Consider the following 16299-nt stretch of genomic DNA (forward strand, 5'->3'; position numbering starts at 1 on the left):
AACATACAGTAATGATTCTATCAGACTACTGAATTCTAACGATATTCGTAATTCTTCCCAACGCATCATACTGATAATAATTACCCGGATTAGGTTTATCCTGAGAATTACCTGGTTGAGTGCCGATGACATACTCGACGCTATTCACAAACCCATCCCCATCATTATCAAGCTGAGAATCATCGCCATAAATATCTAACCCATGATCCAATTCCCATTGATCCGACATGCCATCATCATCATTGTCACAGCGAGAATCGTTTGATTTAATGATAAATGTCGATCCGCTGCACGCAGCAACCTGCAACCGAAGATCCTCGCACAAAACAGGGCATAAATTTTCATTATTTTCGATAATGCTATTCGCACCAACTGAACAAAGGCTATCTAAATTCAAATTGGTCAAAAACGAATTATTTGAAATCATCATATCCCCTATGCACATTGTTAAATTTGAAAATTGCTTTAGATTCTCCAATCTTGTTCGCGATATTGTGAAATTGCCGTTAATTACACCGTCCCATTTATCAAAGCCGTTAATCGACGTTAAGGAGCCTAAAGCGAATAACGTAACATCGTTACCAATTGTTGAAAGGGCATTAAATCCTGAAACTGATGATACATAACCAGAATTAGATAACCGAAAATTTTGGCCAATGGATATTAAACGATTAAAACCAGACAAAGCTTTCAATTCATAGGCATCTGAAATATAAAAACTACCACCAATAGCTTCTAACCTTCTTAATCCATTAAAATTTTTAATTCTCGTCCTATTAAACGACAGCCCCCCCCCTATGGTCCGAAGATTAGACAAACCATCAATTGTTTCAATACTGGAAATCATCAATAAAGGACGAGGTCCTTCGTGTGTATTATTAATTGAAAGGTTACCAGTGATTTCAGAAAGGCACTCCAATCCATTCAACGCTGTCGACCCTGTTGATTTAACCTTCAAGTTACCATTTATCTTCGTATATTGGCCCAAGGCTTCAAGATCTGCCTGACTTGCAATCGTATAATCCCCATCCCACACCTTCGTCGGACATGCACACCTTATTTCTGCTGAAAAGGTGCTCCCGTTTTTCGCATGAAAACCGGGTTTGAAAATTATTTTTGTGACTGATTTCAGCGTCGCATTCGCCCCGGTGCTGACTGTGGTGGTTCCATTTGTCGTCAGCAAACCTGAACATTCTACGGTTTGACCGTCGAGGGTCCCAGTCACAACTTTCGGACCATAGGTCCACGCGGCCCATGCGGGTTGCATGAACCCTAAAAACAACAACGCCGTGAATGTTACATCAAGAATAATTCGTCTCATCATCAATCCCCTGTTCCGATATGTACGCGTAAAATTTACTGGATCAATCGTTTCTTCAAATCATATATTTCTTCACTGAAACGTTGGCGATCTCGTTCGAAAGCCTGTTTCATATTCGCCATCCGCTTCTCCTGCTCAATCACATGCAAGGTCAACTCCTCGATCTTCTTCATCTGAATCGCCATCATCTCCGACATATTCAGCCCCTTGTCTTTAATCTCTTCCGCCGACGGCACTTCGGGAAGGTGCTTGTTTTCCCTGATAAACGACTCCACCTCGGCAAGGGGTTTCAAGATGTAGTCGTCCTTGAACACGTAATCAGCCCAGGATTCGTTTTTGAGGGTGACGGTATCGGCTGCAACGGTTTCAACCTTGATTTCTTCCGCACGTATTTTGCCGTTGACGTCGAGTTTACAGGTTGGGGCTGTGGTTCCTATGCCGACGTTTCCGTTTCCAAGAATCATGACACGTGTGAACGCTTCGGCAAAATCGTTGTTTGGCATCGATGAAATCGTTCCATTATCATTAGCGGCACGATCACGAAAGTCCGTGTTCGTTCCGGACAGCATGATGATTTTACCGGGATACGCATGCAAAATTGCAGTAAAGTCGTTGAACACATCGTTTCCGAGCGTCCAAAGCTGAGCAATGCGATCCCATTTCAGATCGGCATTACGTGAAGATAAAATGGATGACCTGACATAGCCGTTTGTCGATTGGTTGGCGACACTGTCCAGGTGCATCCCACCAATATCATATTGAAAATACCCGATCCCTTCCGACCAGCCATTGACTGACAAAGCTAAAAAACTCAATACAAGCATTGCCCTTTTCATGCTTTCACCTCTATGTGAATGGATTTCAAACGGTCTATTCAGCTCGTGTCAATCCGTTTTCCACGGCCATCAAACGATCTTTCAAACCTTCATTTTCTAAACGAAGCATAGTCATGCCCTTCTCCTGCTCAATCACATGCAAGGTCAACTCCTCGATCTTCTTCATCTGAATCGCCATCATCTCGGACATATTCAGCCCCTTATCCTTAATCTCTTCCGCCGACGGCACTTCGGGAAGGTGCTTGTTTTCCCTGATAAACGACTCCACCTCGGCAAGGGGCCTCAAGATATAATCGTCTTTGAAGACATAGTCGGCCCAGGGGTTCACATCGGTGACAACGATTTCACGGGCACCGATTTTACCTTCAACGGCAAGCCTGTAGGGGCCGGGGTCTGTGGTTCCGATGCCGACCGATTTTTTTTCTTTATTGACAACCAGGGTGTTTTCATTGACGTTCCATTGATCGTCAGGATAGCTCGTGCTGTCTGTGGTGTAATATTCGGATAATGTCATGTTATTGAAGTTGTTAATGAATTCTTCCGAAAAAGCCATGGCTTTGATCTTGACCACCCATCGATTGGAGGTTGGCACCTGGTGGACGAATGTAATGAAATAACGTTTTTTATCAGGATCCCATTTGACGGGAGTCAGGTAGACATTATCGGTAATCGGTCCGAGGTTTGATGTCACCTGGGTTTCATTTGAATAGATCAAGCCATTCTGGTTGAGCCCCAATCCATATTCTTTGGTGTATTTGCCTGACGTATTCTGGTAATTAAAACCACCTGTAACCTCGATGATCAGAGAGCCCCAAAACCGTTCATTCTCAGGAAAACAGATGTCGATTTTTTCGTTCGAAATTCTGTCGGCGCCATGCATCATACGAATGACAAATATTTTTTCCGCTGTAAGAACAGTATCTAATTCAGCCCATCCGATTTGCACAACCGAAAACAAACCTATACAAACCCACCAAAACAATTTGATTTTTTTCATTGATTCGCCCCTACACTGCCGTGATTCAATTCCCTCGAAGACTGTTTCGTCTCAAGTGCAATCAGACGTGATTTCAATTCATCGTTTTCCTTTTTCATCGTCATAACCCGTTTTTCCTGCTCAATCATATGCAAGGTCAACTCCTCGATCTTCTTCATCTGAATCGCCATCATATCGGCCATGTTCAGGCCGTTTTTCTGGATCTCATCCGCCGGCGGCACTTCGGGAAGGTGCTTGTTTTCGTTGATGAAGGTCTCAACCTCGGCAAGGGGCTTCAAGATGTAACCGTCTTTGAACACATAGTCGGCCCAGGATTCGTTTTTGAGGGTGATGGCGTTGGCCGCAACGGTTTCGACCTTGATTTCTTCCGCGCGGATTGTGCCCTTGACGTCGAGTTTGCACGTTGGGGCTGTGGTGCCGATGCCAACGTTGCCGCTACTGAGCATCCTCATGACCTCATTCATTCTGTTGCCCGACCTCAACCCAAACCCAAAGCTTGATCCCGCATTGTCGGTTCGAAGCAATGCGATTCGACCGGCTTGGTACCACGTGCTCCCGAGGTCACGACTGTCGGTTTGAAACAAGAGGGAGGCAATGTGACTTGACAAGCCGTTATTCTGAATGGAAAGGACATCGAAGCCCAGGGCGTGGCTCGCGGCTGACGCGTCCGAAGGCGGCCAGAGGGCAATATCTGAATTATCCTGAATCACGAAACGCTGGCCTGAAAAATCAGCCCAGGCATTCCCGGCAATCAAAACGACGGTGAAAAGCACCAACAACACTGATTTTTTCATCAAACCCTCAACAAACAATTCATGCAGTGACAGGCCAGACCCGTTTTAAATACAACTCAACCCACGTGGCCATGTATCCACGACGGAAGAACATACATTATTTTTGTGAGACAACGGGCAATGCAGGTGATTTTCATTGAAATGAAAATCATGTTTCGATTCGCGGTAATAACGTTATGGAGAGAAACAACACTTTCCGGGCAACGTCTCTTTTACCCGGCGATGGAACCAGCAGGTAAACTATCACCTCGATAGTATCGAAGGAATTATTTATAAATTGATCGGATGATTGTCAAGTTTTTTTTGGCCGTCGTTAAACATCAAACCGTTTTTCAATATAAAGTAAACCCTGCCGTATTTGGTTGTGTTCCACACATAAGGGATGTGCCAACGAGAGACTTTTTAATGGGACGGGGATTCGGAATCTGGTGAGATTGCAAGAAAGAGGTAAAGCGGGTTGAGGCAATGATGTTGGGTTTCGTTCCTCAACCCAACCTACACGAAACCACCGTTATCCCCCCCCTGGGAATGGCAGATTGCGGTTCAGACCAAGGCCGCAGGGATTTTTAGACCGGAGGCGTAGCAGCGCTACGTCGAGGATCTAAAAATCCCGAGAACGCCGGTCTGGGCCGTAAGCTGACATTTCCTGTCGCTGGTCATCATGGAATATTGTCGTAGTTGGCGCCCAGTATCTCCCTCGGCTTCGCACCTTCCGCAGGGCCGATAAGGCCTTCCCGTTCCATGGTTTCGATGATCCGGGCCGCCCGGTTGTAACCGATCCTCAGATGGCGCTGGACGCTGGAGATCGAGGCCTGGCGGGTTTTGGTGACCAGGGCCACGGCTTCGTCGTATTTTTCATCGTAGTCGTCGTCCCCTCCGCCGTCCTCGCTTTTCTCCGGCGGGGCCTGAAGGATGGATTCATCGTAATCCGGGGCTTTCTGGTTTTTCCAGAACTCGATCAGCTGGGTGAGTTCCTCGTCGGAAATGAAGGCGCCGTGGATACGCTGGAGCTTGGCCGTTCCCGGCGGCAGGTAGAGCATGTCGCCCATGCCCAGGAGGGTTTCGGCTCCGTTGGCGTCGATGATGGTCCGGGAGTCGGTTTTCGACGAGACCTGGAACGAGATGCGCGTGGGGAAGTTGGCCTTGATGATGCCGGTCAGAACGTCCACCGAGGGACGCTGGGTGGCCAGAATGATATGAATGCCGCAGGCCCGGGCCATCTGGGCCAGCCGGGTCAGAGACACTTCCACATCCCGTGAGGCCACCATCATCAGATCGGCCAATTCGTCGATGATGATCACGATGTAGGGCAGTTTTTTGTGACGGCTGGGGCTTTCGCCGGTTTCCTTCTGCTCGGGGAAATCCTTTTCGACCTTCTTGTTGTACTGGCCGATGTTCCGGCATTTCAGTTCCGCCAGAAGCTCGTAGCGGTTTTCCATCTCACGCACCGCCCAGAACAGGGCGTTGGTGGCTTTTTTCATGTCGGTGACCACCGGTGTGATCAGATGGGGGATGCCGTCATACACGGACAGCTCGATGCGCTTGGGGTCGATCATGATCATGCGGACATCCTCGGGCGTGGCCCGGAACAGAATGCTCGATATCATCACGTTGAGCCCTACGCTCTTGCCCGCGCCGGTGGCTCCGGCGATCAGGAGGTGAGGCATTTTGTCGAGTTCGGCGCTGACCGGGTTGCCCACGATGTCGTGCCCCAGACACATGTTGAGGGGGGACTTGGAGTTGATGTAGGAGCTGGACGTAACGATTTCCTTGAAGCAGACCGACTCCCGGGTGTCGTTGGGGATCTCGATACCGATGGCGTCCTTGCCCGGAATGGGGGCGATGATGCGGATGCTGATGGCCCTAAGGGCCAGGGCCAGGTCATCGGACAGGTTGACGATCTTGTTGATTTTCACGCCCGGCGCCGGCTTGTATTCAAAGGTGGTGATCACCGGTCCGGGGGACACCGCCGAGACGTTGCCCATGACCCCGAAATCCTCAAGCTTTTTTTCAAGAAGCCGGGACCGCATGCGCAGGTTTTCATCGTCCACGTTGGACGGCCGTTTCTCGGGGTTGTTCAGGAAGCCGATCCCCGGAAGCTTGAAGTTCTTGCCGCTGTTCATGAAGGAAAACTCCTCCTGATGAACCACCACCGGCACCTTGGCCGTCTTGGGTTTGGCCGCCTGGATCTTGATTTCCGGATCAGGCCGCTTCTTTTCCTCGACCCGCCGGTTCAACTTGACGGTCTCCCGATCCGCCTTGGCCTTTTCCCGCTCGGCTTTCCGGATTTTCCGCGCCTCGCGCCAGGCCGCAACGGCGGCCCTGATCCGTTTGATCAGGGCCGCCAAGGCCTTGCACAAGGCCCAGCATTTCCGGGCAAAAAGCACGATGGAAAACCGGGTGGCCAGGATCAGACCGATCAACATCACCACAAAAATAATGATCATGCTGCCGGTGGGGTTGGTATAGCGCAAAAGAAAGGATTTCAGGGGAATGCCTATCAGCCCGCCCGATGAAAACCGGTGGCCGAACAGGGTGCAGGCGTTGTCCGCCGAGACCATGGACATCAGGGCGCCGGTGGCCACCACCAGAAGAATGCCCCCGCCGACCAGAAGCGCGAGCCCCCGTTTCTGCTGACGACCCAGAAAGCGCACGCTGGCCAGCATCAAAAGAACGGGTAACCAGAACGACCCGATACCGAACAGTCCCACCAGGAGGCTTGAAAAATAAGCCCCCACCAGCCCAAACAGGTTCTGGATCCGGCCTGGCGCCCGTGCATGGAGAAAGGACGGGTCATCCGGGCTGTAGGACAGGAGACTGACCAGTGTCAGAATCACCAGGAAGAACAACACCGTACCGACGATTTCCTTACGCATGTCACGCATGTTTTTTTATCCGTATTCGCGTTGGCCGTTTTACCCCGGGGGGCGTTTCGTCTTTTATTAGTGATGACCTCATAAAAAGTCAATGTTTAGACGGCTTCGTAAAGCGTTCGATGTCAAGGCGTGCGAATCCCGAGGAATGAGGCGTACTTTTGGGTACGCCGCAGTGACGAGGGATGACGCGTAACGCAGAGATCGGACGTTTTTCGAAGCCGTCATAGTTCCATGATGACGGGAACGATAATCGGCCGCCGCTTGATGGTAAAGTTGAAATACTGGCGCAGGGCCTTCTGGATCCGGGACCTTATGACATCGATGCGACGGGGCGCGTCGGGCCCCACCTCTTCGATCACCTCCAGGATCACGCACTGGGCGTCGTCGAGCAGATGACCCGTGGCCGTCCAGAACACAAAGCCCCGGGACACGATCTCCGGCCCGTACATGATGATGCCCGTTTCCTCGTCAAAGACGATGGTCACCACCACCAGGCCGTCCTCGGACAGCATCTGCCGTTCCTTGAGTACGCTGCGACCCACGTCGCCCACACCTTTGCCGTCAACCAGGACCCGCCCCGTGGGCACCTTGCCGATGATTTTACCCGTCTTGTTTTCAAAGCCGATCACCTGCCCGTTCTCGGCCAGGATGATATGATCCCGGGCAATGCCCACCGACTGGGCCAGCCGGGCATGATGCACCAGATGGCGGTACTCCCCGTGGATGGGAATGAAATAATCGGGACGGGTCAGCCGGATCATCATCTTCAGTTCTTCCTGGTAGGCATGCCCGGACACATGGACATGGGAGGTGCGCTCATACACCACATTGGCCCCGAGTCTGTACAGGCTGTTGATGATGTTCGAAATGGCTTTTTCATTGCCGGGAATCATCTTGGACGACAGGATCACCGTATCGTCCGGTTCGATCTTGATATGGCGATGGGTACCCGCGGCGATCCTTGCCAGAGCCGACATGGGTTCGCCCTGGCTGCCGGTGGTCAGCATGACGATCTTGCGGGGCGGGTAGAGATCCACATCCTTGACGTCGATCTCCATGTTGTCGGGAACATGGAGAAAGCCCAGTTTCTTGGCGATCTCGACGGTCATTTCCAGACTTCGACCGCTGAAAATCAGCTTGCTGCCGCGTTTTTCCGCAATGCGGATGATCTGCTGGATACGGGAGACGTTGGAGGCGAACAGGGCCACGATCACGCGGCCGGTGCTTGCGTTGAACACCGACTGGAGGGAATCGGCCACGGCCTGATCGGAGATGGTGTAGCCTTCGGTTTCCACATTGGTCGAATCCGACATCAGGGCCAGAACCCCGTCGGCACCGCACTGGGCGAAGGCGTTCACGTCGGTCATCATGGTTTCGGAACCGCCGTGCCCGATTTTGAAATCCCCGGTATGGATCAAGGTCCCCTCGGGGGTTTTCACGACGATCCCCACGCCGTCCACCGTCGAATGGCTGACGCGGATAAACGACAGGTCAAAGGGCCCGAGGACGACGTTTTTATCCGGAGAGACGGTCACAAAATCCACATCGAAAAAACCGTGCTCCTCGAGCTTGTGTTTGACCACGCCCAGGGTGAAGGCCGTTCCGTAAACGGGGATATGGGTTTCACGCAATAAATAAGGAAGGGCGCCGATATGATCTTCATGGGCGTGGGTCAGAAAGACGCCGGATATGATCGCGTCGGTCTGGCGGATATAGTCCATCACCGGAATCACGATATCGATCCCGAGCATGTAATCTTCGGGAAACATCAGTCCGGCATCGATGATCAGCCCGACACCGTCGCACTCGATGACCATCATGTTGAGGCCGATTTCACCCAGACCGCCCAGTGGTATAATTTTCAGCATCCGCCAAGATCCCTGTATAATAAGGTGAAAATCGAATATGTTTCAACACCCGGACCGGTCAGACAATCACACCGATGGACGCCGTCATCGCATCGATCGTCTCAATCAGCCAGATGAGCTGGTCCCTAGTGGCGTAACCGATGCAGTGGCATCTGATGTTGCCCGTGGCCCGGACCAGCAGTCCGCAGGACAACGCATTCTCGTCCAGCTCCAGCCCAAGATAATAAGGTTTGCAGTCCGTGTGCGACCGTTGGAGATCGGTCAGCACCGACTCGGGCAGTGTCAGCCAGTAAACACCGGAAATACCCGCCGCCCTGCAATGCTCGTCCAGCCAGGCCTTGACCTTCCGGTAGTCCTCGTCTCTGAGTTCATCAATAACATATTGTTTCATAACTCAAAGCCATTACCATATTTCGTGTATGCAGGCAAGGCGGTTGTTCGGGACAACCAGGGCAATCGCATGTAACATTCGTCCACGAGCACGAGAGGCCGGGACGGTTCCGATCTTCTACCCTGTTCACCTGATGGGCACAAGGGGTTTTGCCCATTCCCTCTGCCGCCCGAGAGAGTTCCTTGGGCATCCAATATACGGAATACAGTCCTCTTCGGAAGGGAAATACGTTTTTATATGGAATATCGAACGGTGAAACGAACCAGGAAGGATGGGGGGAAAATTCTCCGGCCATGCCACAGCTTAGGCCGGAGAACGTAACTTACAAACCTTAGTCTTCCTCAACGGTCACGGCGTCTGATTCACAGACTTCGACACAGCTTTCGCAGCCGAGGCATTCTTCGCCGTTGGCCACGAAGGATTTGCCGTCTTTCATTTCAAATACTTCCACGGGACATACGTCAACACATTCTTCACAACCTGTGCATTTGTCGGCATCAACCGTCGGTGTAAAACCCATTTTCAAGCCTCCTTAAAATAATTGAAATATTTACATAACCCAATGGGTCGGGATTTGCAAAACCGTTTTCCTCACAGCGTTTCCACAAATCGATTTATTCTTATATATATTTTTTTCACCCTGTCAACATGGTTTTTCATTAATTTGATCCGGGTCTTAAAAATGCCGAACAACAGTGTTTTCAATCATTTTGGCATTATTATTGAATGTTGTCGAACCGTGATCAGCCCGATAACGGTGTTCTCCGATCCGCACTCAGATCGTAACGCCGCCTCGGAAAGACCGGCCGGACGCGAGAAGAACACATCGGGAGAAATCCCGGCGGCACGGTAAAGCGACAAGGTAACGGGGCCTGCCGCAGCACATGGGCGGTCCGCGGTGGCCGTTCCGTCCTGAATCGCCGTGATGGTTTGAAGCGCCTGCTCCCTGTCTGCCGCGGACAGGTCCAGGTCGCTCACATGATCAAGGGGGCAGGTGCATTCCTCCAGATGGGCGATCACGTCGGGGCTGTGGGTAAGAAAAAAGGCCGGGCCCCGCGTTCCGGTATCGGACGGGGCCGAGAGAAACAGCCGTGCCCATGCGGCCAGGCGAAGGGGAATCCGGGATTCAGGCGAGGTTCCGGTGGGGCCCTTCGGCAGGCCAAGCCCTTCCAGGGCCTCGTCATCATCGCCTTTAAGCTGTTCAAGCAGTTGCCGTTCACGCCGGACCACCGCGTCCAGTTCCGAATCGATGGCCGCATTCGCCTCGTCCCAGTCCTGGGCAATCTGCAGAAAGGCCCTGGCCAGGAATTGTTTGTGAGCCTCCCCGTCGTCTGCCGTTTCCGGCCGGGCAGTCAGACGGCCCTCGGCCCGGGCAAGGATGTCCGACCGGATCCCTGAGGCCGAATCGGTATCACGGGGTGACGGCTCGCCCGATCCCATCAGAAAGGCCGAGGCCTTTTCACGGTTCACCGCGGCAAAGCGCCGGTATTCTTCAATAAAAAGCGTCAACCGGTCCTCGTCCCCAATCACGGGAACGATACGCCGGATTCCGGGCGCGTCACCGGCATGGGTCGTTTCCAGAGGACTGAGCACGTCAAGGGCTCCGAAACAGCCCACAATCACCTCAGCCACCCGGGGCGGTACAACGGTAAAGGGAAAAAACAGGGGATGGGTCATTATATCCTTCCTTTTAGATCTTGTCGTCCCGGACGCTGACGCCCAGCTCCTCGAGCCTGCGCCTGATGCGGTCGGCCTGCTCCCAGTTTCTGTCGGCACGGGCCTGTTCGCGCTTTTCCATCAGCCGGACCACCTGTTCATCGGCAAAGACATCGTGGAAGTCGAAAACATTGAACACCGCGTCGATGTCCCGGAAGACCTTGACCACCTCCCGGGCGCCGTCTTCATCGATGTTTTTCTCCTGCACCAGAAGGTTCAGCTTGCGCACGGCGGAAAGAATCGCGGCCATGGCCGCCGAGATGTTCAGATCCTCATTCATGGCGTGAATGAAGCCGTGCTTGATGTCGTAGACGATCTGGTCCAGATCCGGATAGGGCCTGCCTTCCTTGACGTTCAACAGGGCCTGGATGCAGGCATCCACCCGGCGCAGAGACCGCCTCGCCTCGAGCAGCCGGTCTTCGGAAAAATGGAGCACCTTGCGGTAATGGGTCCCCAGCATCCAGAAACGGATCTCACGGCCGGCGAATCCCATGTCAAGCACCTGCTCCAGGGTGATGCGATTATCCTTTTCATCGACCTTTTTCCCTCCGGCCAGCACCCGGTCGCAGTGGATCCAGTAGTTGGCCAGGGGTTTGCCGTAAAGGGCACGGCAGATGGCCTGCTCGTTTTCATGGTGGGGAAAGACCAGCTCCCGGCTGCTGGTATGGATGTCGAAACTCTGCCCCAGGTATTTCATGGAAATGGCGGCGCACTGAATGTGAAGCGACGGCCGGACCATCCCCCAGGGCGTGGACACGGCCAGGCCTTTTTCGATCTCATGCTCGGGGCTTTTCTTGAACAGGGTGAAATCCTTCGGATTCTCCTTTTCATATTCCGACAGGTCCACGGTGAGCCCCAGCCGGATCTTGTCCAGATCCACCCCGGACAGGCTGCCGTAATCCTCGAGCCGTGCGATGTCGAAATACAGGGACTGCTGTTTTTCATAAGCCATGCCCAGGGCCTCCAGATCCCTGCCCAACCGGATCATCTCGCCCAGGTGCTCGCTGACCCGCGGGTAGGCGTTTGCCGGGAGAACCCCCAGAACATCAAGGTCCCGATGAAACAGATCAAGATAGGTATCTGTAAAGGTTTTAAGATCTTCCCCCGCATCCTCCGCGCCCTTGATGGTTTTGTCGTCCAGATCCGTGACGTTGATGATGTGGTTGACCTCAAAACCCCGGAATTTCAGGTAGCGGACCAGAAGATCGGCAAAGACGAAGCGGCGGCAGACGCCCAGATGCATGCGTTCGTGAACCGTGGGACCGCAGGAGTACATGGCCGCCCTTCCGGGCCGTGCCGACACGAACTGCTCTTCGCAGTGACTGATGGTGTTGTACAGCATGGGGCCGGGAATATCCTGAACCGCGAACACCGGCGTGCTCAGGTATCGCTCCCCGCCGTCGGGGAAAATCACCACCAGGGTGCCCCCGTCCATGGTTTCCGCATGACGCAGGGCCACGGCCAGAGCCGCTCCGCTGCTCATGCCCACGAAAAGCCCCTCTTCCCGGGCCAGCCGCCGGGTCATGTCAAAGGCGGCGTCGTCCTCGATGTTGACTTTCTCATCGAGACGGAAGCGTTCATAAATTTCCGGCTCATGGGCCTCTTTCATGTTCTTCAGGCCCTGGATCTTGTGCCCCAGGTAGGGCTCGACACCGATGATGCGGATATCCGGATTCAGTTCCCTGAACCGCCGGGACAGTCCCATCAGGGTTCCGGTGGTGCCCATCGTGGCCACAACCACCCGGACCTCGCCCCGGGTCTGGGCCCAGATTTCCTCGGCGGTTCCATAATAGTGGGATCGCCAGTTGGCCGGGTTGTTGTACTGGTTGCTCATAAAATAGGCGCCGGGGTTTTCCCGGTAAAGCCGCTTGACTTCGTCGATGGCCCCGTCGGTGCCCAGATGGCCGGGCGTCAGGATGATTTCTGCGCCCCGGGCCTGGAGGATCTTCCGTCGCTCCATGCTCACGGCCTCGCTCATGGCCAGCTTCAGGCGATAGCCCTTGACCGAACAGACCAGGGCCAGGCCGATGCCGGTGTTGCCGCTGGTGGCCTCGATCACCGTCTTGTCATGGGTCAGCTCACCGGTACGCTCGCCGTCTTCGATCATGGCCAGGGCGGGCCTGTCCTTGATGGAGCCTCCGGGGTTGAAATATTCCAGTTTGGCCAGAATCCTCACGGCCGGATTGGGATTGAGTTTTCGGATTTCCACCAGGGGGGTGTTGCCGATGGTATCGAGGATGCTTGTGCTCATGAAATCGCCTGCACGGTCTTTGAGAGGGAAAAACGGGACACGAGGATGCGGATGATGGCCTGCCGGACCGCCTCCTCGCTCTGGGATGCGTCGATGACCGTGATCCGGGAGGGTTCCCGGGCGGCCAGTTCCAGATAGCCCTGGCGGACCCGTTCATGGAAGGCCAGGGTTTCATGCTCGAAACGGGTTTCATCGCCGGACCGGCCGCCGCAGTCAATCTCTTTCCAGGCCCGGTCGAGTCCGATGCGGGGATCGAGGTCGAACAGCACGGTCAGATCCGGCCTCAGATCTCCGAGAACCTGGCGATGAATGCCCTCGATCATCGAAAGATCGATGCCCCGGGCATAGCCCTGGTAGGCGGTGGTGGCGTCGAAAAAACGGTCACAGACCACCGCCCGCCCCGCCGAAAGGGCGGGAAGGATACGCTCACGGAGGTGCTGGGCCCGATCGGCGGCATACAGAAACAGTTCGGCCTGGGGTTCCAGCTCCCGGTTTTCCGGATCAAGGAGGATCTGCCTGATTTTCTTTCCGATGCGCGTGTCCCCCGGTTCACGGGTAACCAGACAGGACATCCCCTGCCCTTCGAGGAACCGGACCGTATTCCCGATCTGGGTGGTCTTGCCCGATCCCTCGATGCCTTCAAATGTAATGAACATAAAAAACGCCCCGCCTGATTCAGGTGACGGATTATTGGTCAACGGTCAACAATAGCTTGACTTTTAATCTTTTTTTGGCTTTATACTGTTTTTCTCTGCCGTATTCAAGCTGTTATCAGATGGTACGGCTTTTTTAACGTCCATTGCAATCACCCCGTGGTCGATTGAAAACAGGTCTTTGGATAACCCATGGAATTAAAACTGTTTTCAATCATCCGTCAACCCGAGACCGGCAAACCTTTATGCGTTTTTCCTTAAGAAGGCCTGGCAGTACCCTCCCGGCGTGCCCGTCCGTCTTCGGGCGGAGACGGTTTCTTGCCCGGGTTCTCATCGTCTGTCTTTCGGTGATCCTGCCGATGACCGCCCCACCGGTCCGGGCTCTGGACAAGGACATGGGCGAAGGGCCCTGGCAGATCGTGGCCGACCGCCTTGACTACGACCGGGAAACCGGCATCTACACCGCCGACGGCCATGTGACCATCAGCCGGGACAACCAGACCATCGACGCGGATTATCTGGAATACGACCGAATGGCCGGCGCGACCTTTGCCCGGGGCCACGTGGTGCTGACATCACGGGACGGCGACCGGGCCTCGGCGGACCGGCTGCTGCTCAATCTGAACACCGACCAGGGGACCTTATACGAGGGCAGCATCTTCCTTGCCGAAAACCATGTGTACATCCGGGGAGAACGCATCCGGAAAACCGGAGAGACGACCTATGCCGCCGAAAAGGTCAGCATCACCTCCTGTGACGGGGACCGACCGGACTGGCAGTTCACCGGCTATGACATGACCGTGACCATCGAAGGCTACGGGCAGGTTTTCCATGCGGCCTTCTGGGCAAAGCGACTGCCCCTTCTGTATTCGCCCTTTCTCGTCTTCCCCGTGAAAATCAAACGCCAGTCCGGTCTTCTGCCTCCGGAAATCTCCCAGTCCGAACGGAAAGGCACCGATTATCTCCAGCCGTACTACTGGGCCGTCAACGATAACAGCGACGCCACGTTTTATCTGCGATCCATGTCCAGGCGGGGCGTCATGAAAGGTCTGGAATACCGGTACATGCAGAGCGACACCTCCCTGGGCACCCTGATGGCCGATTACCTGACCGACCGGCGCACGGACGACGGCAGCGAGGAATCAACCCGGCTCTGGGGCTATGACGACAGCGTGAACCGGCCCAACACCAAACGGTACTGGATCAGAACCAAACAGAACCAGACCCTGCCCGACGGATCCACGATCAAACTCGATACGGACATCGTCAGCGACCAGGACTATCTGCGGGAATTCTCCGCCATGAAAAACGGGTTCGAGGCCGCAAAGGACGTGTTCACAGACACCTTCGGCCGTGACCTGGAAGAGGACGACGACTATATCAGGACCAACAGCCTGATCTACAACAAGCGCTGGACGTCCTTCAATTTCAGTGCGAGCACCTACTGGTACGATCATGTGGTCAACCGCAGGACAGGCAGGGACGACACCACCCTCCAGAAACTGCCGACCCTTGATTTTCTTGCCTCCCGGCGCAGGCTGTGGACCACGCCCCTCTATTACGACCTGGACTCGGAATACACCTATTTTTTCAGGCAGGACACCACCGAACGCCTGAGAACCGGCCGTCGGGCCGATGTCTACCCCCGGCTGATCCTGCCCATGAGGGCGAAAAACCTGTTTTCCCTGGAATCCACCGTGGGTGTCCGCAACACGTATTGGAATATCGACGACGAAGACGAAACCCAGGCGGACCTGAACGGGTCTCATTTCCGCAGCATCTATGATCTGTCCTTCGACCTGTCCACGGATTTCTACCGGATTTTCCGGATCGACGGCGACCGGACGGACCGGATCAAGCACAGCATCACCCCCAAACTGGTATACGCCTACACGCCGGACAAGGACCAGACCGACTACCCCTATTTCACCGCCCTCGACCGGATTGAACCCGAAAGCACCCTCACACTGTCTTTGAACAACATCCTGACCAGCCGGTTCCGGGACGATGATCCGGAAAAACCCGCCGCAAAACCCAAATACGGTTACCGCCAATTTTGCCGTTTCAAACTCGAACAGGTTTATGATATGAACGAAGCCCGTGAGCGGGACGTCGCCCAGTTGAGAAACAAAGAATCCCGGGAGCCCTTTCTTCCCCTTTACGGAGAAATTCTGTTTTCACCCCGGGACTATCTGAACCTGTCGGCCGACGCAAGCTGGTCCCACTACGACCGCCACCTGACCGAAGGGAACCTCACGGCATCGATCCATGACCGCCGGGGCGACCGGCTCAGCGTGGAGCACCGCTACACAAGGGATGATGTCACCGCGGCGGTCGATGACGGCGTGAAATACCTGAGAACCTTCGCCCACGTCGTCCTCACCGACCAGCTGGCCGTCTACGGAGAGAACGAGCGGAACCTTTTGGATCGGGAAGACCTGAAAAGCAGCGCCGGCGTGATTTACACCTCCCAGTGCTGGGGTGTTACATTCGATTACACCCATGAACCGGGCGACAAGCGATACACCATGACCTTCAACCTCAGCGGCCTGGGAGAATTCGGAAGCAGTTTCAGCGCCGACCAGGCCGAATGATG

12 protein-coding genes are annotated in these 16299 nt (G+C 54.2%); 1 reads left to right on the forward strand and 11 read right to left on the reverse strand.

The window, feature by feature from the left end:
- Positions 1-25: 25 nt before the first annotated feature.
- The 11 genes from ACYQ11_RS11960 to tmk form a co-directional block, all read right to left on the reverse strand.
- Entirely contained in the window at positions 26-1324 is a 1299-nt protein-coding gene (locus ACYQ11_RS11960) for a 3-coathanger stack domain-containing protein (RefSeq protein ID WP_459924020.1), read from the reverse strand.
- Between the two features lie 32 nt (positions 1325-1356).
- On the reverse strand, positions 1357-2157 hold the full coding sequence (locus ACYQ11_RS11965) for a hypothetical protein (RefSeq protein ID WP_459924021.1): 801 nt from the start codon (positions 2155-2157) through the stop codon (positions 1357-1359).
- A 34-nt stretch (positions 2158-2191) separates the two neighbouring features.
- Complete coding sequence (locus ACYQ11_RS11970; protein ID WP_459924022.1) at positions 2192-3154, reverse strand: hypothetical protein; 963 nt, start codon at positions 3152-3154, stop codon at positions 2192-2194.
- Positions 3151-3948, reverse strand: coding sequence for a hypothetical protein (locus tag ACYQ11_RS11975; protein WP_459924023.1), 798 nt, complete (start codon positions 3946-3948; stop codon positions 3151-3153). Before ACYQ11_RS11975 ends, ACYQ11_RS11970 begins: the two co-directional genes overlap by 4 nt.
- 659 nt (positions 3949-4607) lie before the next feature.
- Positions 4608-6824 carry a DNA translocase FtsK gene (locus tag ACYQ11_RS11980; RefSeq protein WP_459924098.1) on the reverse strand — a complete coding sequence of 739 codons (2217 nt, stop codon included), beginning with the start codon at positions 6822-6824 and terminating at the stop codon, positions 4608-4610.
- 221 nt (positions 6825-7045) lie between these two features.
- Positions 7046-8692 carry a ribonuclease J gene (locus tag ACYQ11_RS11985; protein ID WP_459924024.1) on the reverse strand — a complete coding sequence of 549 codons (1647 nt, stop codon included), beginning with the start codon at positions 8690-8692 and terminating at the stop codon, positions 7046-7048.
- A gap of 58 nt (positions 8693-8750) precedes the next feature.
- Complete coding sequence (locus ACYQ11_RS11990; protein ID WP_459924025.1) at positions 8751-9083, reverse strand: hypothetical protein; 333 nt, start codon at positions 9081-9083, stop codon at positions 8751-8753.
- A gap of 331 nt (positions 9084-9414) precedes the next feature.
- Positions 9415-9603, reverse strand: coding sequence for a ferredoxin (locus ACYQ11_RS11995; RefSeq protein ID WP_459924099.1), 189 nt, complete (start codon positions 9601-9603; stop codon positions 9415-9417).
- 185 nt (positions 9604-9788) lie between these two features.
- Positions 9789-10760: a hypothetical protein gene (locus ACYQ11_RS12000; protein WP_459924026.1), complete on the reverse strand. Its 972-nt coding sequence runs from the start codon at positions 10758-10760 to the stop codon at positions 9789-9791.
- Between the two features lie 13 nt (positions 10761-10773).
- Positions 10774-13050 (reverse strand): cysteine synthase, encoded by a 2277-nt coding sequence (locus tag ACYQ11_RS12005; protein ID WP_459924027.1) that lies wholly within the window; start codon positions 13048-13050, stop codon positions 10774-10776.
- On the reverse strand, positions 13047-13706 hold the full coding sequence (gene tmk, locus ACYQ11_RS12010; RefSeq protein ID WP_459924028.1) for a dTMP kinase: 660 nt from the start codon (positions 13704-13706) through the stop codon (positions 13047-13049). Before tmk ends, ACYQ11_RS12005 begins: the two co-directional genes overlap by 4 nt.
- 356 nt (positions 13707-14062) lie before the next feature.
- On the opposite strand from tmk, the gene ACYQ11_RS12015 reads away from it, so the two are divergent.
- Positions 14063-16297 (forward strand): LPS-assembly protein LptD, encoded by a 2235-nt coding sequence (locus ACYQ11_RS12015; RefSeq protein ID WP_459924029.1) that lies wholly within the window; start codon positions 14063-14065, stop codon positions 16295-16297.
- Positions 16298-16299: the final 2 nt, after the last annotated feature.

The organism is Desulfatiferula olefinivorans, assembly GCF_054657895.1.